Annotated in this window: 24 protein-coding genes and 1 pseudogene; 19 read left to right on the top strand and 6 right to left on the bottom strand. The window is 38.5% G+C overall.

What is annotated here, in order from left to right; genetic code table 11:
- Positions 1–27 precede the first annotated feature (27 nt).
- Entirely contained in the window at positions 28–960 is a 933-nt protein-coding gene (locus J671_RS22070; RefSeq protein ID WP_004812228.1) for an IS5-like element ISAha3 family transposase, read from the bottom strand.
- Positions 961–1,042: 82 nt separating this feature from the next.
- Between J671_RS22070 and J671_RS0105045 the strand changes: the two genes are divergently transcribed.
- The 3 genes from J671_RS0105045 (at position 1,043) to J671_RS22060 (ending at position 2,550) form a co-directional block, all read left to right on the top strand.
- Positions 1,043–1,432, top strand: coding sequence for a hypothetical protein (locus J671_RS0105045; RefSeq protein WP_004887883.1), 390 nt, complete (start codon positions 1,043–1,045; stop codon positions 1,430–1,432).
- A gap of 105 nt (positions 1,433–1,537) precedes the next feature.
- Complete coding sequence (locus J671_RS22065) at positions 1,538–2,002, top strand: hypothetical protein (RefSeq protein ID WP_020992204.1); 465 nt, start codon at positions 1,538–1,540, stop codon at positions 2,000–2,002.
- Between the two features lie 230 nt (positions 2,003–2,232).
- Positions 2,233–2,550 (top strand): hypothetical protein, encoded by a 318-nt coding sequence (locus J671_RS22060; protein WP_004887878.1) that lies wholly within the window; start codon positions 2,233–2,235, stop codon positions 2,548–2,550.
- A 33-nt stretch (positions 2,551–2,583) separates the two neighbouring features.
- On the opposite strand, the gene J671_RS22055 is transcribed toward J671_RS22060, so the two are convergent.
- From J671_RS22055 to J671_RS26290, 4 genes and pseudogenes are all read right to left on the bottom strand, one after another.
- Entirely contained in the window at positions 2,584–3,474 is an 891-nt protein-coding gene (locus J671_RS22055; RefSeq protein ID WP_004887876.1) for a hypothetical protein, read from the bottom strand.
- Positions 3,471–4,538 (bottom strand): GNAT family N-acetyltransferase, encoded by a 1,068-nt coding sequence (locus J671_RS22050; RefSeq protein ID WP_004887875.1) that lies wholly within the window; start codon positions 4,536–4,538, stop codon positions 3,471–3,473. Before J671_RS22050 ends, J671_RS22055 begins: the two co-directional genes overlap by 4 nt.
- 9 nt (positions 4,539–4,547) lie before the next feature.
- Positions 4,548–5,987, bottom strand: coding sequence for an aspartate aminotransferase family protein (locus J671_RS22045; RefSeq protein ID WP_004887872.1), 1,440 nt, complete (start codon positions 5,985–5,987; stop codon positions 4,548–4,550).
- A 78-nt stretch (positions 5,988–6,065) separates the two neighbouring features.
- Positions 6,066–6,819, bottom strand: a pseudogene (locus J671_RS26290) (MipA/OmpV family protein).
- A gap of 434 nt (positions 6,820–7,253) precedes the next feature.
- On the opposite strand from J671_RS26290, the gene J671_RS22040 reads away from it, so the two are divergent.
- The 16 genes from J671_RS22040 (at position 7,254) to J671_RS0105030 (ending at position 21,655) form a co-directional block, all read left to right on the top strand.
- Positions 7,254–7,973, top strand: coding sequence for an MtnX-like HAD-IB family phosphatase (locus J671_RS22040; RefSeq protein WP_004709628.1), 720 nt, complete (start codon positions 7,254–7,256; stop codon positions 7,971–7,973).
- Complete coding sequence (locus J671_RS22035; RefSeq protein WP_004709626.1) at positions 7,970–8,854, top strand: alpha/beta hydrolase; 885 nt, start codon at positions 7,970–7,972, stop codon at positions 8,852–8,854. Before J671_RS22040 ends, J671_RS22035 begins: the two co-directional genes overlap by 4 nt.
- Entirely contained in the window at positions 8,851–9,210 is a 360-nt protein-coding gene (locus J671_RS22030; protein ID WP_002048441.1) for an EamA family transporter, read from the top strand. Before J671_RS22035 ends, J671_RS22030 begins: the two co-directional genes overlap by 4 nt.
- Positions 9,207–9,626, top strand: coding sequence for a DMT family transporter (locus tag J671_RS22025; protein ID WP_004887867.1), 420 nt, complete (start codon positions 9,207–9,209; stop codon positions 9,624–9,626). Before J671_RS22030 ends, J671_RS22025 begins: the two co-directional genes overlap by 4 nt.
- Before the next feature lie 69 nt (positions 9,627–9,695).
- Positions 9,696–10,559, top strand: coding sequence for a DUF692 domain-containing protein (locus J671_RS22020; protein ID WP_004887866.1), 864 nt, complete (start codon positions 9,696–9,698; stop codon positions 10,557–10,559).
- A complete protein-coding gene (locus J671_RS22015) occupies positions 10,510–11,271 on the top strand; it encodes a DNA-binding domain-containing protein (protein WP_004887865.1) in 762 nt (253 codons plus the stop codon). The genes J671_RS22020 and J671_RS22015 overlap by 50 nt, the downstream gene beginning before the upstream one ends.
- The gene (locus J671_RS22010; protein WP_004887864.1) at positions 11,268–11,888 is read left to right on the top strand and encodes an RNA polymerase factor sigma-70; all 621 of its coding nucleotides are present in this window, start codon (positions 11,268–11,270) and stop codon (positions 11,886–11,888) included. Before J671_RS22015 ends, J671_RS22010 begins: the two co-directional genes overlap by 4 nt.
- Entirely contained in the window at positions 11,882–12,061 is a 180-nt protein-coding gene (locus J671_RS22005; protein WP_004887863.1) for a zf-HC2 domain-containing protein, read from the top strand. Before J671_RS22010 ends, J671_RS22005 begins: the two co-directional genes overlap by 7 nt.
- Positions 12,062–12,151: 90 nt before the next feature.
- Positions 12,152–13,063: a LysR family transcriptional regulator MumR gene (mumR, locus tag J671_RS22000; RefSeq protein ID WP_004887862.1), complete on the top strand. Its 912-nt coding sequence runs from the start codon at positions 12,152–12,154 to the stop codon at positions 13,061–13,063.
- Between the two features lie 346 nt (positions 13,064–13,409).
- Entirely contained in the window at positions 13,410–14,663 is a 1,254-nt protein-coding gene (locus J671_RS21995) for an NRAMP family divalent metal transporter (protein ID WP_079377165.1), read from the top strand.
- 34 nt (positions 14,664–14,697) lie between these two features.
- Complete coding sequence (locus J671_RS21990; RefSeq protein WP_006580630.1) at positions 14,698–15,462, top strand: LamB/YcsF family protein; 765 nt, start codon at positions 14,698–14,700, stop codon at positions 15,460–15,462.
- An 11-nt stretch (positions 15,463–15,473) separates the two neighbouring features.
- On the top strand, positions 15,474–16,280 hold the full coding sequence (locus J671_RS21985) for a putative hydro-lyase (RefSeq protein ID WP_004887859.1): 807 nt from the start codon (positions 15,474–15,476) through the stop codon (positions 16,278–16,280).
- Positions 16,281–16,311: 31 nt separating this feature from the next.
- On the top strand, positions 16,312–17,895 hold the full coding sequence (locus tag J671_RS21980) for an urea amidolyase family protein (protein WP_031983474.1): 1,584 nt from the start codon (positions 16,312–16,314) through the stop codon (positions 17,893–17,895).
- On the top strand, positions 17,895–19,613 hold the full coding sequence (locus tag J671_RS21975) for an acetyl/propionyl/methylcrotonyl-CoA carboxylase subunit alpha (protein WP_023188392.1): 1,719 nt from the start codon (positions 17,895–17,897) through the stop codon (positions 19,611–19,613). Before J671_RS21980 ends, J671_RS21975 begins: the two co-directional genes overlap by 1 nt.
- Before the next feature lie 302 nt (positions 19,614–19,915).
- Positions 19,916–21,136, top strand: coding sequence for a chloride channel protein (locus J671_RS21970; protein ID WP_004887853.1), 1,221 nt, complete (start codon positions 19,916–19,918; stop codon positions 21,134–21,136).
- 207 nt (positions 21,137–21,343) lie between these two features.
- Complete coding sequence (locus J671_RS0105030; RefSeq protein WP_004887852.1) at positions 21,344–21,655, top strand: hypothetical protein; 312 nt, start codon at positions 21,344–21,346, stop codon at positions 21,653–21,655.
- 47 nt (positions 21,656–21,702) lie between these two features.
- On the opposite strand, the gene J671_RS25460 is transcribed toward J671_RS0105030, so the two are convergent.
- Positions 21,703–22,503, bottom strand: a protein-coding gene (locus tag J671_RS25460) for an IS5-like element ISAba27 family transposase (RefSeq protein ID WP_152534347.1) whose coding sequence is annotated in 2 segments (ribosomal slippage) — positions 21,703–22,143 and positions 22,145–22,503 — 800 coding nt annotated over the 2 segments. Because the reading frame shifts where the segments join, the coding sequence is not laid out codon by codon here. This gene is flagged as partial in the annotation.

The following is a 22,503-nucleotide window of genomic DNA, read 5'->3' as shown; positions in this document are numbered from 1 at the left end:
GCTGAGTTCTCCCCAATCCATTCAAATTTAAGACACAACTTGGGTGCGAGGTCTACCTAATTCCGTAAATCTATTCAGAACTGCCACACGCGCATGAATTTCATTGACCTGACTTTGAAAATGTCTTGCCGTCAGCCTATCACCTAATAATTTGATGCAATGCATCTTGGTTTCCACCAAACTACGACGGTGATAACCCGACCATTTTTTCCATAGGGTTCTGCCTAAATGTTTAACCGTTTGAAGTAACTCATTTCGTTCTATTGAACTTATTTTAGAATCTTTCCAGGGCTTGGCATTCTTTCTGGGTGGAATTACTGCATGTGCTTGACGATCTGAAATCACTTTTCTGCAGCACTTCGTGTCGTACGCGCCATCGGTATAGACAGAATCTATTCGCTCATCTAGTGGAATTTGATCCAGTAAATCACCTAGTACTTGTGAATCACTGACATTATTTGTAGTAAGCTGAACGGCACGTATTTGCAGTGTTTCAGCATCTATACCAATATGCAGTTTACGCCATTGCCGACGGTATTCAGGCTGATGTTTTTTACGCTTCCATTCGCCTTCACCTAAAAACTTTAAACCCGTAGAGTCGACAAGTAGGTGTAACCCATCATGACTTTTCTGATAGCTTATCGCAATATCAATATGCTTTTGTCGTCTACAAAGGGTGGAGTAATCTGGTGCTGTCCAATTCAAGCCACAGAGTTTAATCAGGCTTTGAACAAAGCCAGTAACCATACGTAAAGAAAGACGGAATAGAGATTTGATCATTAAACAGCATTGAATCGCTGTATCGGAATAAGTTTGATTTCGTCCTTGCTTGCCTTGTGGTTGTGCATACCATTGCGTCTTAGGATCAAACCAGATTGAAATATTTCCTCGCTTGATTAAAGCTTGGTTATACGAGGACCAATTGGTTGTACGATAGATTTTAGGTGTAGGCTTCTTCATCTGGAAATTATATTACTGAAGAAGCCTTCAAGAATAGCTTTGTGCAACAAAGCCCTTTAAACCTAAAGGTGGTAGTTAATTTATGATTATTGATGAAATGACTAATAATGTTTTTTTAAAGAAATTGTATTCTGGTGATATAACTTCCTCTATCTTAATAGGGAGATTTAGTATTGACTTGTCAGGGTACTGTGATATCGAATTTCATGTGAATAAAGAACCAGATATTTCTGTTGAGAAATATGGAGTTTGGGGTGTTGATTATAATACTATTGTTATTAAAACTAAAGGGAAAATAACCGGAGATGTTTTGATAACTGAGTGGTTGCTTAATGGTTATAAAGAATTAAATGTTAAAAAGACTGATAATGGCATTATTATAAAGTCAAAAAATGGGAAATTTAATTTTTCTGTAGAATTGAGTGGATTGATATTTCAGGGTATTTCTGTTTATTATGATGGAGAGGGTTAGAGCATCATTAAAAGATATCTAAACTCCGTATAATATTCTATATGTAAAATTTAGTGATTACATTAAAGATAGTAGCACTAAATGATTGGGGAGTGGAGTGTTTTTATGATGAATAATCAAACATTAATTTTTGATGAAAAGAAATATCCCATAACATGGCGTTTTAATTCAGTTGATTGTTCTTTATCAGATGAGGATAAATATAAAATTATTTTCTTGATAAAAGATGAGTCAAAAAAACTTTGGGATTCTTTATTTTCGTTTAATAACCTGATGGAAATTAAAGAAAATTATTTTTTACTAGCTGAAAAAAAAGATTTGGATTTTGATGAAGATGATAAGTCGAGAGATTTTTTTGTTCAAAAATTGCAACCAACTGAATTATTAATTTTTTTTTGGGGAAGGAGTAATTGTGCAATTATTCCATCAAGTATACTTATAAAAGCATGGAGTGATTTTTTTTATCCCAGTGATGATGATTGTATTGTTTATCTAGTTAACAAAGGAAAAATTATTTTTTCATATGAGGAAACTTTTTTTTATGGGAATATTCTAACTAACAAAAAATGATGTGATTAATTTTTAAATTTAAGTCCAAACACGGATATTTCTTATGTATTGAATAGAAAGAGTAAACATCCATACTTACAGAGAGCATGGTAATGTCTTTACGACAACTCAACTATCAATAAATCTGACAGAATCTAACTTTTTATATCAAATAAAAGAAGTTATCTTAATTCTACTTGAGCACAAACTCTTAAAGTGCTCGTTTTTAGTTTGATTTTTAGGTATTTAAAATGAATAAAATGCATGTAACTTTGGCTGTAGTAGTCGGTTTAATTGTTGGTGGTGTGATCGGTGCGTTAGGTTATTCGAAAACTGCCGCACGTTATGATGCGATGACCACTGCATGTGTAATGGTCAATCAAGCAGTTAAACACGAGATTTTAAAGCCTGAACAAGTAAAAGAGTTAGGTGAGCTTACAGGTCAAACCCTTAAGAAAGATTATGCTTCTGTGGCATCAAAATTTAAGTTTTCTGAAAAGCAGTTAGGCAATGCTTCTGAAGGCTCGAATTGTAGCCAATTTATCGTTGGCGTAAACGCAGCGAAGTAATTAAGAGAAAACCCACAGCTTGTGGGATTTTTCTTATTGATCTGACCAAGCTGAATCTATGGCATGAATTAACCGTAGGTTCAGAGCTTTCTGTTCTAATTGCCAGTTTGAGAGTTCTTCGGCAGTCGGTTCTTGTTGCCCATCCGAAGCTGCTAAAAACCGTTTAAAGTAGTTTTTATAATGATAGGCTGAAACGTCACCTGTAATATCCGCAGCTACTAATCGACCCTTACACGCTTCAATCAAGCTCTGTAAGTGCTTCTCTAGAAACTTACCTTGATCCCAGTTTGTCATGACGACTTCGCTCGACAGCACATCCTTATCAATCGATAAATAAACAGGTAAGTTCGATGCTTTTATTTCTGTGAGAAATGCAGTTAGTAACTCATCTGGATGATCGAAGTTTTGCCATGCTTTCTTTTTGCCTGTAAAACGCACCCATGATGCATTTTGCTGAATACTCCAGTAATGCAGCTTTCCTTTATAGAGCGGTGACCAATGGTTTTCTACTGCATGTAGCCATCCAATATCACTTGAGCTAATTCCAAGTACATCTATTCTGGCAACTTGTGGAAGTTTACTTGCCCAATACACCCAGGAGCCACAGTGAATACCAAAAGGGTAACGCATATTGTCAGGGTGGTTATCACAGACAATCAGATGAATTGGCTCAGCAGATGGCAATCTTTCCAGTAAAAGCTGGGTAACATGGTGATAATCACCACTACCTAACAGGACACAACCCAACTTTGAATGTAAATGTTGGTTTAGATGTGTACGTAACTCGTCGAACTCTTTTAATTTACAACCAAAGCGAATGATTTCTTGCCATGAGGTGAGATCAACGCGTACAGCATCATCAGGATCACCAGCAGAATCATCAAAGTTTAAAACGACAGGTGTTCTGTTATTTACTGAACTCATGATCGTGTTTCCTGTTTAACATGCCACTGATGATCTGCTTCAAATAAAGGACGTAATTTCTTTAAAATAAAACGTAAGGCAGGTGAATGTATCCATACCAGATGTCGAGTAAATGTAAATTTAGCCCCTAGTTGAGCTTTGACTTCAGGGTCAGTCCAGCCTGCGATGTAAAATTTGAGGTTGTTGGCTAGGGCATAGTCTAAATTTACGAACCAGCTAATAAAATATAAATTGTAGTCTTTTGCGAGCGGGTAATTGAGACCAATATATTTATCAACCAGATTGTCTTTGTATTCATAACAAATGTTATAACCGACTAGGGTTGTATCTGCCCAATATAAAAAGACTTTACCGCCACTGTGTACATCTTGAAGAATTTCTGAAAAAAACTCAGGGCTGAGTAGGTCAAAATGTATTTCGCTTTGGTGATAAACGGCCAGATAGAGTTCATATAAATATGTTCTAAACTCATGATCATTAAAGCGTTCATCGCCCGTACATAACTGTTCAATGTTTAATTCATTTAAACTTTTGAGTTTACGTTTAAAGTTTTTACGGCGTGGTTTAGAGAGTCGAGAAAGATATTCTTCACGGCTTAAAAAATCGATAGGAACATAAGCTAAAGCTTGTCCTTCTACAGATAGAAAACCTTTTTTTTCTGCTTCTTGAATAAAAGTTTGACTGTAATTATTTTCAAGATCGCTGAGCAAAGGTGAGTCTAAAGGAAGATCTTTAATAATACCTAACTTAATTTTCTGGTCATTATTTTTTAAAAAATCTGCTATTGAGTCCAGAGGAAGTCCATTAGGTAATAAGCTGTATTCTGTGACCGTTGTCCCGATAAAACACGTTTTAAAATGAAGGAGTTTTCCCCAGATTTGATAGCCTGGTAATGATTTAATTTTTTTAAGAAGGTCTGTATCTAGAGTCGTTAATAAATCAAACTCTGTATAAAAATAAGGTAAAAAATCGCTAGGCGAATGAACCTGAAAACTTAAAGGTGGATGCTTTAAAAAAGCATCCACCACCGCCTGAGGTTCTAACTGATTCAGGTTTATAGTCATAAATTAATTTTATATTTCCCGTTTAGCTCGAACTAATAATTGGTCAAGTAATACCATCGCTTGATCGATTTCGGCTCTTGAGATCTCTAGTGAAGGTGCGAATGTAATTACGTTCTTGTAATAACCGCCTACATCTAACACCAAACCACATTGTTGACCTTGGTATTCAAGGGTACCTGAAAGACCGATATCGACCATTTTATCCAACAATTCTTTGTTTGGAGTAAAGCCATCAGCCTGACAAATTTCTGCACGTAATGCTAGTCCTAATCCATCAACATCACCAATTTCTGGATGACGTGATTGCAAGTCTTTTAGACCTTCTAGGAAATAAGCACCACTTTCCATGATTTGTTTTTCGTAGTCTTTTTCAGCCAACATGTTCATGACTTCAAGACCAACTGCCGTACCAAGCGGGTTAGAAGCAAACGTTGAGTGAGTTGAACCCACTGGGAACGTTTCAGGATTAATCATTTCTTCTTTTGCCCAAATACCGGCAAGTGGGTTTAATCCGTTGGTCAACGCTTTACCAAATGCAACAACGTCTGGCGTAATATCGAAATGTTCGAAAGACCAAAGTTTACCGGTACGGTAGAAGCCCATTTGGATTTCATCGACAACCAATAAAATACCGTGGTCATCTAGAACTTTTTTCAGGCCTTTATAGAAGTTTTTCGGTGGAATAACGTAACCGCCAGTACCCTGAATTGTTTCAATATAAAAAGCCGCAAATTCACTTTCACGAACTTTAGGGTCCCACACACCGTGGTATTCATTTTCAAAAAGACGTGCGAATTCGGCAACTAACTTATCTGCATATTCTTCTGGTGTCATACCTTTAGGACGACGGAACGGATATGGGAATGGAATGAACTGAGCACGCTCACCAAAATGACCATAGCGGCGGCGGTAGCGGTAGCTTGAAGTAATTGAAGATGCACCTAAAGTACGGCCATGGTAACCACCTTCGAAGGCAAACATACGGCTTTTGCCTTTGCAGAAGTTACGTACAAGCTTTAATGAATCTTCAATTGCTTGAGAACCACCTACGTTATAGTGAACACGACCTTGTACACCTGTTTTTTTAAGCATGTCTTCAGCAATGACTTTGCTGAGTTCAATTTTAGTTGGGTGCAAATATTGGCTGGCAATTTGAGGAAGTTTATGAATTTGGTCGATGAGCGCTTGATCTAAACGTGGGTTTTTATAACCAAAGTTAACCGCTGAATACCACATTTGTAAGTCTAGATAGGGGATATTCTGGTCATCAAAAATATAGCTGCCCTGACAATCCGTAAAAATTTTAGGTGGGTTTACATAGTGTACTGTATCGCCGTGTGAACAATACTTTGCCTCATCTGCTAGAAGTTGCGCTTCATTAAGTGGAACGCGATTATTAGAACTAGTTGCAGAAGCGCTTTCTTGCTTGAATGTATGATTGTTGTTCATACTTCTATTCCTTTTACGGTTGGTATTTTCAGTATGTATGTTTTAGATACAGAGGCTGAGTGAAAAAATTGGTTAGAGTTAAAAAGTAAAGGTAAGCCCCACAGCAGGTGTAATATCTGTGCGTTTTTTTACCATTGGACTTTTAAACTGTTCGTTTGATAGATAGTTAAATTCAACAGAACTAAAAGCGTTTACGTGTTTGGAAAGTTTGTAGTTGGCTGTCATGCTCACAAAAGGCGATATACTCTGGCCCGGTTCATATGCTGCGATACCTGCGTTTACTTTCAGCATCACTGACGCCGTAGTAATACTGGTTATATTTTGCGTTGTTCCATTGGAAACCAGCTTCCGGATAGACGGTCAAATTGCCTTTGTCTAGCTCAGCAAGATAAGAAGCCCTTAAGATAGTACCTTTACTACGGGACAGGACATCGGTATTAAGCCGTGCTTTAAATCCGCCATACGGTGTAATACGCATATAACTTGCACCCGCTAGAACAGACCATTTGCGCTTATCTAATAAGTAAAGTTCACCACTTGGATCATATGAGTTGCCATCATAGTGTCCATCGAGGCGTAATTGATTTTTGTCATCTTTGAAGAGGTAATAACCGGCATCGTCGCCTTCAATATAGAATTTGTCATTGTCATAGAAAAAAACAGGTAAAATTGTTTGATAGGTTTTATGACCTTTATAAGCTTGAAAATTTACAGAATAGTTAAAACCCATTGTTAAATCTGGTGAGGAGCTTTCTTGTGCATAAGCAGGGCAGTAAAAACAACTACTGGTTATTGCTACTGCTATGGAGATTTTTTTCAATGGTTTAATCATAATCAGTCTTTCTAGGGTGAAAAAATAATCGTTTTCTGGTTGTGTTCTGTTCAAAATTTTCTTGAATATAAAAGTTAATTCTTATACAAATCTTAATGAAAAATTAAAAAAATCTTAATTTTGTATTTTTCTATTAAAACCCTTTAATTTTGCATAAAAATAGATTTTTGAAGAAGGTATAATGATTGATTGTTTATACATTTTATTTTATTAAATTTTTGATTTTTATTAATTATTTTTTTATTTTAAGAAGTGGCTCAACATTTTTGAGTTAAATTATTAACGACCTATAATTTTGTAAATTACAGAATAATATAATCATTTTTTCATATTTTTTTGAAATATTTTTAATTAAAGAAATTTTTAAGATTTCCCACCTAAAGTCAGACGGTGTTTTTTATAAAAATTCTTAAATTATTCGTGTGAGGCATTTTATGTTCATGGTCAACCAGCATTACTATACAGATCACACTGTACCTTGGCATATTTTATGTGACTTTGATGGGACAATCAGCTTAAAAGATACGACGGACTATTTGCTTGAAACTTATGCAAAAGCTGGTTGGGAAGAAATTGAGGAAGAGTGGGAGCAAGGCAAAATTGGTTCCAAAGTCTGTATGCAAAAACAAATTGAGCTATTAGATGTCTCTATTGATGAGTTGCAGCAATGTCTTGACCAAATTGAAATTGACCTCGGCTTTATTGAATTAGTAAAGATTACTGCCCAGTATAAAATTCCGTTGACGATTGTAAGTGATGGGCTTGATTTTGTTATTCGTCATATTCTAAAAAAATATAATTTGGAACATTTGCCTGTAATTGCAAACCATCTCGTTCAGACAGGTGAGAGATCATGGCGACTCGAGTTTCCAAATCAAGAAGCGAGCTGCATAAGTCAAAGTGGAACTTGCAAATGTAAGATTGCAAACCAGAAACCTCAAAATCAAATTATTTTGATTGGAGATGGGCGTTCAGACTATTGTCTAGCCGGAAATGCAGATTATGTTTTTGCAAAAAAATCTTTGATAGACCATTGTAGAGAAAACCATATTTTCCATACAAAGTTTGAAAACTTTGTAGAAATTTATCAACCCTTGGCTAAGCTATTAAGCAGTGATTTTGGAATAGACACTCCAGTGACGGTGATTACATGATAAAAGACAACTCATTCTTTTTATCGGGGAACCGAACTGGTATTTTACTTATTCATGGTTTGACGGGTACGCCAAATGAAATGAGAGGAATTGCACGTGTACTTCATCAAGCTGGCTATAGTGTATATGGCGTGCAGTTGGCTGGACACTGTGGTGATGTCGAAGATTTGGTAAATAGCCGATGGGAAGACTGGTTTAATAGTGTAGTTGCAGCCGCAGAAAAGCTAAGAGAGCATACAGATCAGCTATTTGTGGCAGGCTTATCGATGGGATCTTTATTGGCATTAAAGTATGCCTCAGCTTATCCTGTCGATGGCGTAATTGCCTATAGTCCAACCTTTCAATACGATGGCTGGAGCATTCCTTTGTGGTCAAAAGTGCTTGCGCCTATTGTTTTGCCGAGTGTTCATTATTTAAATATCTGCCGTAATAATACCTTTGACGAAGCTGAACCATACGGAATCAAAAATGAGGTATTACGTTCGCGTATTGTTCAGGCTATGAATAGCGGTGAAAGTAGTGAAGCAGGTTTACCGGGAAACCCGTGGCATTCATTGTTCCAGTTACAGCGTCTTTCGCGTAATGTTCGTAAAAACTTATCAAATATTACGGCTCCATGTCTGTTATTACATGCCTATGACGATGATATTGCTCACCGAAGAAATAGTGAGTTAATTTATGCCAAAGTGAAGGGTCCTAAGACCTTAATCTGGCTTTATAACAGCTATCACATGATCACGATTGATAATGACCGTAAACAAGTCATTGAAGAATCCATTCGATTTATTGAACAATACCAACATCCAAAAAAGCAGTCAGAGCATCCATCAACTCATCACGAACGTAAAACTTCACCTGAAAAAATTGGTGAGCTTTTATGAATATTGTAGTGTTCAGTGTATGGATGCTAACCATTTTGATTGATACTGTTGGGCAGTTGGCTTTTAAGGCCGCTGCTCATGAAAGTAAAACCAATGAAGGGCTTGAGCATTGGTGGTTCATGGCGAAACGTCCATGGATATGGCTCGGGATTTTTTGCTATATCTTTGAGTTTGTCGTTTGGCTTGCTTTCCTCTCGTTAGTTCCACTCTCTATTGGGGTCATGTTAGGCTGTATCAACATTGTCGTGATTATGCTTGCTGGGCGCTTATTCTTTAATGAAAAACTAACTCGAAATCGCTTAATTGGTGTAGTTCTGATTGCGGTCGGTGTCACTATTGTTGGGATTGGGGCATGAAAAAATTTTATATTATTGGTTTTTTAATATTAATGCTCTTCGATACATTGGCTCAAATCAGTTTTAAGTTAGCTTCCATTCATGCGATGCCTTTAACTTTTGATGTAGATTGGCTGTTCCGAGTTTTTGGACATCCTTGGATTTATGGGGCTTTTATTGGATATATAGGTGCCTTTTTTATCTGGATGAACTTATTAAAGCATGCGCCTATAGGGCCGGCTTTTGCAGCTTCACATTTAGAACTCATCACGGTCATGTTTTTGTCGATTTGGCTGTTTAATGAACCGCTAACATTTACAAAAGTTACTGGCGCTATTCTTATTTTTGCAGGTGTTTGCTTCTTGGCTAAAGACGAAGAAGAGAGCCATAGTCGGGCAGATAAAAAAGTTGCTGATGGCAAGTGTGGCGCCAAGTAAACAATCTAATCATGGATGATGTCGGCCTTCTAGTAAGTGTCGGCATCATTTCCAAAAGGAGTAATCACCATGATGGAGTTGAATGGTGTGGGGCTTGGTTTGAGACGTGACTTTATAGATTCGTTTCTAGCTGCAAAAACATATCCGGACTTTATCGAAGTTGCCCCAGAAAACTGGTTAGGTTTTGGTGGTCGACATGCAAAACTACTTGCACAGTGTGCTGAAAAAGCGCCGTTAATTTGTCACGGCTTGTCATTATCTATTGGAGGGCCGCATCCGCTTAATCTCGAATTTATAGGTAAAGTAAAACACTTTTTAGAACAATATGATGTACCAATTTATTCTGAACATTTAAGTTATACAAATGACGGCGGCTATTTATACGATTTGTTGCCCATACCGATGACAGAAGCCGCTGTTAAATATGTGGCTGAACGTATTTTACGTGTGCAGGATATTTTAGGAAAAAGATTAGTTATAGAGAATGTTTCTACTTATTTAATGCCGAATGCCGAAATGAGTGAAGCTGAATTTATCCGTGAAGTAATGCAACATGCAGACTGTGATTTGCTCCTTGATGTAAATAATGTCTATGTCAACAGTATCAATCATGGTAGCGATGCATTTGGTTTTATCCAGAAAATGCCAAAAGAAAGAATCCGTTATTTACATATTGCTGGGCATGAAAAAGTTCAGAAGAACTTATTAATCGATACCCATGGGGCAGAAGTTTGTGACCGTGTTTGGGAGCTATTGAGATATACCTATCAAGTGTGTGGAGTAAAACCGACTTTATTAGAACGCGACTTTAATATTCCATCATGGCAAGAATTAGAAGAGGAACTCGCCAAAATTAAACTCATTCAACAACAGGAGAGTGGCTATGAAGGGAAATCAAATATCCTTCCAAACCATGCAACGACAGTTTTGTGAATGGATTCGTGATCCTGATTTGGAAATACCTCAAGCACTTCCTGCTCAACGAATGCAAATTTATCGGGACTTACTTTTTAATAATGTCAGCTCATTTATTGAGTTAGTTTATCCGGTAGCTCGTGCGATGTTGCCAGAATTAAAGTGGCAACAATTGCTGTTAGAGTTCTTTCAAAAAGGTAAGAGCCGCTCACCTTTATATAATGATATTTCTTTAGAATTTAGAGAGTATTTAACAGAGCAACAGCATCCGATATTGCAAGAATATCCTTGGTTGGCTGAGTTATTGCAGTTTGAATGGCTTGAACTGTATTTAGATACTGTCGAAATTGAAAATGATGTTTTACACGAAAATTGTGCTTGGCAGTTAACCACCAAAGTATGGGTATTGGTTTATCAATATCCCGTTTATACGTGGACGACCTTAATGACGCCAGAACAAGTTGAACTTGCACCAGGTGCAGTAATGGTCTGGCGCGATGAACAAGATAAAGTATGTATTGAACAGCTTTCGCCTTTGTTTGCTATGCTGATTGAACAGTTAACGCAAAATATAGCGTTAACTGACCATGATATTTTCACACTCATTCATTCTGTACTTACTGACTTGTCTGAGCCTGAAATTTATCTACAAATTCAAGAACTCAAAAACCTCTTAACTCGACTACAATTAATTCAAATTCCCCATGATTTTAAAGAGGTACAAGGATGACTTCAGCCGCGGCATCACATCATGACGATCTAGGGGATCAACTGCATAGCCCAGCCTTTTTACAAGATTTAAGGCAGCAAATGATTAAATTTGCTTTTTTACAGTTGTCCTCACTTGCGCAAGCTGAAGATGTGGTGCAAGAAGCATTAACGAGCGCTTTTCAACATTTAGATTCATTTAAAGGACGAGCTGCGTTCAAAACATGGGTATTTTCTATTTTAAAAAATAAAATTATTGATGTACTTCGGCAAAAGTCGCGCTTGGTTGCCATGTCTGAATTATTTAAAGACGAAGAAAGTGAACTCAGTGTTGATGAATTATTTGATGCTTCAGGACACTGGCATAAATATGAAGCACCTCAAGCATGGCAAAGCCCTGAAGAAATGATAGAGCAGTCAGATTTTTGGATAATTTTTGAAGCTTGCTTAGATCATTTACCAGCCAAATATGCTCAAGTTTTTATGATGAGAGAAGTGATAGAGCTGAGTTCTAATGAGATTTGTAGCAAGCTAGAGTTATCTATTTCCAACTTTAATGTGTTGATGTATCGAAGTCGTACCCGATTACGCGAATGCTTAGAAAATAAATGGTTATTGAAGGAGGATTGTTCATGTTGACATGTCGACAAGCCACTCAACTTTTGTCTGAGAAACAAGATAGACCTTTGTTTTTACGTGAGCAAAGTAGTTTGCAATTACATTTATTGGCATGCCGATCATGCCGTCGTTATGCAAAACAGATCAAAATAATTAGTCAGCTTTCTAAAGCATTTAAAAATTTGGATGGCTAACTTTAGTTAAAAATTTATTTATTGCTAGCCTTAACACGCTAAAAATTCCCATACTATAAAAGTAAAGGAATTTTTAAGACAGGATGAAACGTGAATTTAAAGAATCTTGAAGCATTTTATTGGGTTGTGACTTTAAATAGCTTCAATAAGGCCGCGACTAAATTACAAACGACACAGCCTGCGGTATCTCAAAAAGTCACATCTCTTGAAAATGAATTAGGTTTTAAAGTTTTAGACCGAAGCTTGCGACAGTTTAAATTGACCCATAAAGGCAGAACATTATTTAAATATGCCGAAAAGTTTATGCGTTTAGAAACCGACCTAGTTGCAGAGCTTACTGAAAATCAGCATCTCACAGGAACTATACGTTTAGGCGTTTCCGAAACGATTGTGTATACATGGCTAGTCGAATATATCGAAAAAGTTCAACAAGAGTTCCCAAAAGTTTCAGTCGAAATTGTGGTGGATCTGACACCTAACTTACAAGAAGGGGTACGTACTGGGGACTTGGACATGGCCTTTTTACTCGGGCCAACGTTGGCTTTTGAGTGTATTGAACAAGCACTTTGTGATTTCGAGTTAAGTTTTTTGGCAGCGCCATCATTTAAAGGTGGAATTGGACAAATGTCTTTTAAAACCTTGATGTCACATACCATTTTAACCTATCCAAAAATTACCTACCCCTATAAAGAATTAAAGGCAAGAATGAAAGAAAAAGGGATTGATGAACCACTGTCAATTACTAGCTATTCTTTAGCGACTTTATTGTGTCTCGCCGAGCAAGGCTTAGGTATTGCGGTAGTGCCAACTTTAACGGCATTAAAGGAAATTACCGACGGACGATTGGAAATATTAAATACACCTATTCGCTTAAAAACCTTTCATTTCACGTCTATTTATATTCACGGTAACGATGTTGCCTTGAAAGAAAAATTAACCGAGGTTGCTGTTAAAGTCTCGGCGAGTGCTATGAAAAGGCTTAATGAGCAAATCAAAAAATAAGCTTTTTTTTTTGAGTATCATTTATTCTTATTCTTCCTTGTTTAAAAAAGCTGTTTTATATGTAAAACCATAAAAACAGCTTATGTACATCGATAAGTAAAATTTATCCTGTATTTTAGTTTGAATATAAAACTATAAAAATCAATTATTTAAAATTTTAAATTTCTGTAAAAAGTCTTATTGTTCGTAGGGATTAGCTATGTTTTTATTTTAGACACAAGATTTGATCACCGATTGTGTTGATTGGGGAATAGGGAATCTTTGTCATTTTAAAGGATTAAAGAATATCGTTTAGGACAAAAATGGTGTTCTTGATTCAACTTGAAAATAGCGTTGTTAAGCTCAAATGGATGAGGAACGCATTAATATGTCTTTACTGAAATCTTCTTTTTTATCAGATCGCCAATGGGCCATTGTTGCCTCAATCTTTATGATGGCGACCTCTGCAATGGGGCCAGGATTTTTAACCCAAACTGCTGTATTTACAGTTAAGTTAGGTGCGGCATTTGGCTTTGCCATTTTAGTTTCTATTCTGATTGATTATGTCGTCCAACAAAATATTTGGCGAGTGGTGACACTTACCCAGATGCGTGCATCTGATATTGCCAATAAAGCCTTACCGGGTAGTGGTTATTTACTGGCGTTTCTGGTGATTTTGGGTGGCTTTTTCTTTAGTGTCGGTAATATTGCAGGTGCAGCTTTAGGTTTAAATGCACTTTTTGGTCTAGATACAAAGTGGGGCGGTATTTTAAGTGGGGCGTTAGCGATTTTAATTTTTGCTTCTAAAAAAGCAACGCTCGCCATGGATAAAAGCATGATCGTGTTGGGACTGCTTAAAATTCTCCTGATTATTATTGTTGCCGTCATTGTGATGCCTCCAGTTGGTCAAGCTGTACATCAAACATTTGCTCCAGATCATATCGACTTCGCCATTATTACCACGATTGTGGGCGGTACAGTGGGTGGCTATATCTGTTATGCAGGTGCGCACCGTTTACTCGATAAAGGTGCTGTTGGTCCTGAAAATATTGATGAAGTTGCTAAAGCTGCAACCAAAGGCATTGTTGTAGTAGGTATTATGCGTTATGTGTTGTTCTTGGCATTCTTAGGGGTGGTGGTGAGCGGTGCCCATATTGATTTAGCCAGCCATGACGCCAATCCGGCAGCCCAAGCATTTCAATATGCAGCAGGTACATTCGGTTTTAAATTATTTGGTTTAATTTTCTGGGCCGCGGGTATTAGCAGTACGATTGGTGCCGCATATACTTCGGTTTCATTCTTTACCGCCTTTAAAAAGAACTTAACGCCAAAACAGACCAACTATACGACCATTACCTTTATCGCATTGGCTTTATTGCTCTATGTGTTATTGGGTGCAACTCCGGCAGGTCTACTCATTTTTGTGGGTGGTTTTAACGGTTTGGTATTGCCAATTGGTCTTACAATTTTTGTATACGTAGCTGCGTGCCGTAAAGATTTAATGGGTAATTATAACTATCCAAAGTGGTTGCTTATTTTAGGTGGATTAACATGTCTGTTAACGTGGTGGATGGGTTATATGTCATTTACGACAGTGTTTAACTATTTGACCAAACTTTAAGCCAGACGACATGAATTGATAAAGGAATAATGCCATGTTTGTAGATTTAAATAGTGATTTGGGTGAAAGCTTTGGCTCATGGAAAATGGGTAATGATGACCAGATTTTACCTGTCGTGACCAGTGCCAATATTGCTTGTGGTTTTCATGCTGGTGACCCGCTCGGCATTTTAAAAACGGTTCGTAAAGCAGTTGAACTTGGCGTGACCATAGGTGCTCATGTGTCTTACCCAGACCTTGTAGGCTTTGGTCGCCGTAATATGGATTTGTCGCGTGACGAGCTTATTGCCGATGTGCTTTACCAAATTTCTGCGCTCGATGGTTTGGCTAAAGTAGCTGGCTCAAAAGTGCAGTATGTTAAACCACACGGTGCGCTCTACAACACCATTGCCCATGACCAAGCTCAGGCAGCCGCAGTGATTGACGCTATTAAAATGTATAACCCTGAACTCGTACTAGTTGCTTTAGCTGGGTCGAACTTAGTCGAACAGGCACGAGCTGCGGGTTTAAAAGTTGTGTCCGAAGCATTTGCAGACCGTGCATATAACAGTGATGGCTCATTGGTTTCCCGCCGTTTAGAAGGTGCAGTTTTACACGACTCGGCATTTGTTGCGAGCCGTGTGGTGTCTATGCTTAAAAATGGTGGGGTCGAGTCAATTGATGGTGTATTTACCCCAATTCAGGCTGATACGATTTGCTTACATGGTGATACTGACGGCGCACTAGAGATGTCGGTAGCCATTAAAGCCGAGCTTGTAAAAAACAATATTGAAATTCGCCCATTTGTAAATAAAGCATAAGGAAGAGCGCAATGTATAAGGATATTAAAGTCGACCCAGCTCAGCTTGAAGCCGCATTAGATGCACGTTTAAAAATCCGTGCAGGTTTTGATAAACCAACAGCGGGCATGGCTGCGGGTATGACACAGGTCAACATGATTTCGGTGCCAAAAGATTGGGCGTATGATTTTTTGCTTTATGCACACCGTAACCCGCAAAGCTGTCCAGTGCTTGATGTGCTCGAAGAAGGCATCTATGCAACTAAGCTTGCAGCAGACTCAGACATTCGAACCGACTTTCCGCGTTATCGCATTTGGAAAGATGGCGAAATGGTCGACGAAGTGACTGATGCAAGAGAGATTTATAATGCTCATCCTGATTTGGTGACTTTCTTAATTGGTTGCAGTTTTTCATTTGAAACCGCTTTACAAGAAGCAGGTATTGAAGTTCGCCACATTCATGACGACACCAATGTGCCGATGTATCTGAGTAATATCAAGTGTGAACCGGCAGGGCGCATTTCAGGAAATATGGTGGTTTCCATGCGACCAATTCCATCTCATCAAATTAGTGAAGCAGTAAAAATTACAGCACGTATGCCAAGTGTACATGGGGCACCTGTCCATATCGGGCACCCTGAAAGCTTAGGCATTAAGGATGTAAATAAGCCAGACTTTGGTGATGCTTCTCGTATTGAAGCAGGTGAAATTCCCGTGTTTTGGGCATGTGGGGTAACACCGCAAGCAGCAGTGATGAACTCGAAAATTCCTTTTGCCATTAGTCATGCACCGGGTTACATGTTTATTACCGATATTCCTGACCGCGCTTGGATGAGCTAAATAGCTAAAGAAGAATTAAAAGGATAAGCAAATGCGTTTTTTATCGGTAAACGCCGATTGTTTTCTAATTGAGCTTGCGAGTTTAGAGGAAACTTTGGCGTTGTACAATAAATTGCAAAATACGCAATTGAATGGAATTAAAGACTTAGTCCCCGCTGCAAAAACAATTTTGTTTTTTTTTAATGAGATCGAAACCAATTTTAAAACGCTAGTTGCTTCAATTCAGAGCCTCAAAGTTGATTCTGGATTTGAGCGTAGCGGCCAAGAAGTGATTGTGCCGATTCGTTATGATGGCGAAGACCTTGCTCAGGTTGCCGAGTTGCAAGGGCTGTCCATTGCCGATGTGATTAGAAAACATCACCAAAGCGTGTGGAATGTGGCTTTTATTGGGTTTGCGCCGGGCTTTGCGTATATGAGCAGTCCCGATAAGCCTTTTACCGATATTCCGCGCTTAACGGTTCCACGTAAAAAAATATCGTCAGGCTCTTTGGGTTTGGCTGGAAAATACTCTGGTATTTATCCAAAAGACAGTCCGGGTGGTTGGCAGCTTATTGGGATCACCTCGGAAAAAATGTGGGATTTAGAGCGTAAAAATCCTGCATTGCTGTTACCGGGCATGACTGTACATTTTGAGGATGTTACGCATAACCCAACAACAGTGACTGTGCCGCAGCAAATTACGCCTAAGGTTAAACCGAAACAATCTGTACCGCTGTTTACGATTACTGCGCCAAGTTTACAAATGCTTATTCAAGACGAAGGGCGTTTAAACCAGACCAATATTGGTGTTGGCGTAGCGGGAGCAATGGACTTGTCTGCAATGCATAGTGCCAATCGTATTGTCGGTAATCCAACCGATGCACCCGTCATTGAAGTTTTAAATGGAGGCCTAAAAGCCAAAATGCAGCATGCGGGTGTTATTGCGGTGGCTGGGGCTATTTCAAACATTCGTGTGAAATTTACCGATGGTCAAACCGCAGACTTTGCAAGTTATCAACCGATTGATTTGGATGAAGGCGATGAGTTTCAAATTCAGCCCCCAACAGCAGGCTTAAGAAACTATCTGGCCGTTCGTGGTGGTATAGACGTTGAACCAGTACTTAATAGTGCTTCGTTTGACAGCTTGGCAGTGTTAGGACCAGAACCATTAAAGCTCGGAGATACTATTTACCAAGGGCAGGTGAAGACAGCCAACATTAATGTAAATGAAGTGGGCAAAAGCGATTTGCCACGAGCTGGTGAAATGGTTGAGCTAGATATTGTGATGGGGCCACGCACAGACTGGTTCGAACAAGACAGTATTGAACTGCTCTGTCAGCAAGAATGGCTCGTGACCAATGAAAGCAACCGAGTTGGGCTAAGGCTTTCAGGTGAACAGCCCCTAACTCGCAAAATTACCCATGAACTGGAAAGTGAAGGCACTTGCATTGGTGCATTACAGATTCCACCGAGTGGTCAGCCCGTTTTGTTTATGAATGATCATCCTTTAACGGGCGGATATCCGGTCATTGCCTCTGTTGCTAAACACCATTGGGACTTGGTGGCACAGATTCCGGCAGGTTGCCACATCAAATTTAAAAAAATTGCCGAATTTACAGATTTTGAGAATGAATGATGAATACAGAAAAATTATTGATTGCTAATCGTGGTGAAATTGCTGTTCGTATTATCCATGCTTGCCGTGATATGGGAATTTCATCGGTCGCGTTATATGCAGATGACGACATTGGTAGCATGCATGTCGAACTTGCAGATGAAGCATGGGGCTTGGCTGGTGCGACCGCCAGTGAAACCTATTTAAATATTCCTGCTATTATTGAAGTTGCAAAAAAATCGAAAGCGACGATGGTGCATCCGGGTTATGGCTTTTTATCTGAACGTGCTGAGTTTGCCCAAGCCGTGATTGATGCGGGCTTAAAATGGGTAGGGCCATCTCCAAGTGCCATTGAAAAACTAGGCGATAAAATCGAAGCGCGTAAAATTGCTGCTTCGGTGGGTGCGCCGTTAGTTCAGGGTACGCAAGACCCACTCAACAATGCAGATGAAGCTTTAGAGTTTGCCAAGCAGTTTGGTTTACCGATTGCTATTAAAGCCGCATTTGGTGGTGGTGGCCGTGGTTTAAAAGTCGCGTGGAAACTCGAAGAAGTGAAAGAGCTTTATGAGTCGGCAGTACGCGAGGCAAAAGCTGCCTTTGGTCGTGGTGAATGTTTTGTGGAGCAATATCTCGATAAACCGCGCCATGTAGAAGCGCAAGTGATTGCCGACCAACATGGCAACATTGTTGTGCTTGGTACACGTGATTGTTCGTTGCAACGCCGTAACCAAAAGTTAGTCGAAGAAGCACCAGCGCCATTTATTAGTGATGAGATTTTCCAGCAAATTTTAAGCTCGGCAAAAAATATCTGTCAGGCTGCAAACTACGTGGGTGCGGGAACAGTTGAATACTTACTGAGTCGTGACGGCAAGCTTTCATTCTTAGAAGTAAATACGCGTTTGCAAGTTGAACACCCAGTGACTGAAGAAACTTCAAAAGTCGATTTGGTAGTTGAACAAATTCGTGTTGCACAGGGCCATGAGCTTTCTATTAAAGAAACACCAAAGGCACAAGGTCATGCGATTGAGTTTCGTATAAATGCCGAAGACCCAGCTCGCGGGTTTATTCCAGCCTTTGGTGTGTTGAGTTTATTTGAAGCACCATTTGGTAATGGTGTACGCGTCGATACAGGTGTGCGCACTGGTTCTCTAGTGTCTAGTCACTTCGACTCACTCATGGCAAAACTGATTGTGACTGGTCCAACCCGTGAAATTGCAATTGCCCGTGCCAAACGTGCTTTGAAGCAATTTAAAATTGAAGGTGTAGCTTCAGTTTTAGACTTTCACCGTGCGGTACTTAATGAACCCGACTTTACAAATGAATTTAATGTACATACGCGTTGGATCGAAAATGACTTTAAGCAAGAGTTAAAGCCGACTAAACGTGGCATTCCAAATCATCAACAACCGATGTTACTCAGCTACATTGAAATTGATGGCAAGTTACACCGTTTAGGTTTACCTGCGGGTATGTTTGCACAAGGCCCAGTAACCGCAGCTCAAGCGCAGATTGCCGAGCCAGAAGTGGGTGCCGAGCATTTACTTGCGCCTATTAATGGTGTGATTAGCGCTTGGAAAGTGGAAAATGGTGAGCAAGTGACAGAAGGCCAAGTGGTTGCCATTATGGAAGCCATGAAAATGGAAGTTCAGGTACTTGCACACCGGAGTGGTGTTATTCAGATTAGTGCAGAGAAGGGCGCAACCTGCCATGCTGAAACCATGATTGCCAGCATTAATTAAAATTTGAATAGGTTATTTGGCCTGAGAATGTTTTTAGCTTGATCAGGTCAAATCGAGTGCTTATTAATTAACTCAATCAGGCATATTTTAGGTTTTCATTAACCATTTTCAACTTGAAAGCCAGAACGGGTTATGAGATATTTGTCACAGATTGGTGGTATAAATATTGATCACTGTATTTGAAGCTCGCTTATGCGAGCTTTAATTTTTAGCCCAGTTTAAGCATTTCTCACTTAATGAACTGGCAGCATAAAAAAATTTGAGAATTTGGCACTCACTCACAGGCGAATTGAAGAAAGCGAATGAAAATTCTACCTTCATCTGAATACGATCAAATTCTAAAATACAGTGTCTATTGGCTCGTCATATCAATTGTGATTGGAGTCGTTGCCGGGCTGGCATCCACTCTAATCTTTGTGGCTTTTGATATTTCAAACAAAGTCCGCAGTCTGCATCACTGGCTCATCTACTTTCTGCCTTTTGTGGGCTTTGGTATTGGCTATCTCATTAAAAAATATGGTTCGCCAATTGAACGGGGAACACATTTACTCATAGATGAGATTCATCAACCCAAATCGTTTATTCCAAAACGAATGAGCCCTATCATTTTTATTACCTCAATTTTAACGCAGTTGTTTGGTGGTTCGGCAGGGCGTGAGGCGCCAGCGGTTCAGCTTTCAGGTGCCTTAATTGACCATTTAAGCTATATATTAAAAATCTCGGAAGACAACCGAAAAATCTGTTTAATCGCCAGTATTGGCGCGGGTTTTGCTGGGGTGTTTGGTCTGCCTTTGGCGGGGGCAATTTATGGTTTAGAAATTACCGCTTTAGGTAATTTAAGATACTCAGCTATTTTTCCATGTTTTGTGTCGGCGCTGATTGCATCGACCATTCCTGAGCTATTTGAAATTGTGCATCCGCACGTTTTTTATGTAATTAGCGAGTTTCCAGCCATTCATTTTGGCACACTCATGAGCTTAATTGCGGCAGGATTAGTTTTTGGTTTGGCTGCGCGCTTCTTTATTGCAGCCATTCACTTGGCAAGTGACCTCTTTTATAAATACATTCGTTATTTGCCATTAAGAACGATGGTCGGCGGTATTATTATTATGCTGCTTACGTTGTTCACTGCACATCAGCAGTACAACGGTTTAGGTACAGATAAAATTATTTCATCTTTTTATGTACCGATTGAGTTTTACGACTTTTTTAACAAGACTGTTTTTACAGCCATCACTTTAGGTTCGGGCTTTAAAGGTGGTGAAATTACGCCATTGTTCTATGTGGGTGCAACATTAGGGAATGCTTTAGGCGCAGTTTTAAACCTACCACTCTCATTACTTGCTGGCTTGGGTTTAGTAAGTCTGTTTTCAGGGGCGAGTAAGGCTCCGTTAACCTCAATTATTTTAGCTGTTGAGTTATTTGGAATGAATGTTGCGACTTATGCCATTATTACCTGTTTATTGGCAGCGCTATTTTCTGGAAATTGTGGGTTGTATCGCCGTAAAAAGTTGATGGATTGATTAAGCCTTTCTAAGGAGTTGAGTGGTTTTAGGTTGCTTAACTCCTATTAAATCTTCTTTTTTAATAAAAATGATAAAAATTGGCATATTAAATGCTTAATAAAAAGTGATAAGCAAATGAAAAGAAATGTAGTTCTATCTCTTGTTGGGGACTATAATGAGAAATAGAAAATTATTTTAATATTAAAAAAAGGAATAACTTAAGCAGTGTCAATAGTTATTATGATACTTACTTTTTTTGTAGGGTTACTTGTTGGCCGATATACTATATTTTTAATTCAAAAGTCTTTATCTATTTTTATATCTGCTGTTGATAAATTTTTAAATAAATACTTTGTCTTTTTTCTTTTAGCTGTTTTGTTCTTTATTTTATTCTCTCTAATTTTAACGGGAGGGTTTATATTATGGGGCATACTTTTTGCTGGAATAACAGAACTAGGTAAGCTTATATATCTATCAGGATGGGTAGTCGGAGCAATATTTTTTGGATTTCATCCGGAAGATAATAATTTTAAATGAGGGGTAACTAGTTAATGTAAAAATTAATAGACCTCTTGCGAAAGTCGTTATTGCAAGTTCATCCGATTTACCAGTGCAGCGATTAAGTTAATGCGTAAACCGAATCTTTTCCGTCTATTTCGATAGCGTTCACTTAATATTCTAAATGTTTTCAATTGACTATTAATATGTTCGATCACAACTCGTATTTTTCCAATCATTTTATTGTACTTTTTCTCAACATCAAATAAGGGTAAATTCTTCTTTTTCTTTATTGGCATCAATAATTTAAAGCCATCTTGCTCTAATCCGTAGTACCCTAAATCGGTCATAACATATTTACAATGTTTGAATTTTTTAACCGTTCTTCTTGCCAATTTAATGTCATGCTGACTGCCATTCGATATATCTAGCCCTATGATTTGTTTGCTGTTCGGATGATAGATCACTTGTGCTTTTAGCGTATGTTTCTTCTTTTTACCACTGTAGAACTTACTCTGATTTTTTTTTCGGACGTTCTATTGAACATTCTGTCGCATCAATAATGACCCAGTTAAACTGTTCGTCTGCTGTGGTAATGCTTCGTTTTGGCAGAGTAAACCGTCTTGATTTCATCAATGCATCTTCAACCTTTTTAATGGTTCGATTCACATTACTTTCAGCGATATGGTAATTTGCAGCCAACTCCAATTGAGTGCTGTAATTCCGTAAGTAATTGAGTGTTAATAATAATTGATCCTCTATAGCTAAAGTATGAGGACGCCCAGATTTCTTTTTAAGTGATTCTACTTCTTTTAAAACTTCGATCATTTCACTAAAAACTGGTCGAGGTACACCAACCAAGCGCTGGAATTCAGAATCTGAAAAAC

The sequence above is a fragment of the Acinetobacter sp. 1130196 genome (assembly GCF_000588095.1).
Taxonomy (GTDB): Bacteria; Pseudomonadota; Gammaproteobacteria; order Pseudomonadales; family Moraxellaceae; genus Acinetobacter; species Acinetobacter nosocomialis.
The sequence above is the reverse complement of the archived record's forward strand: the minus strand, read 5'-3'. Positions and strand labels throughout refer to the sequence as shown.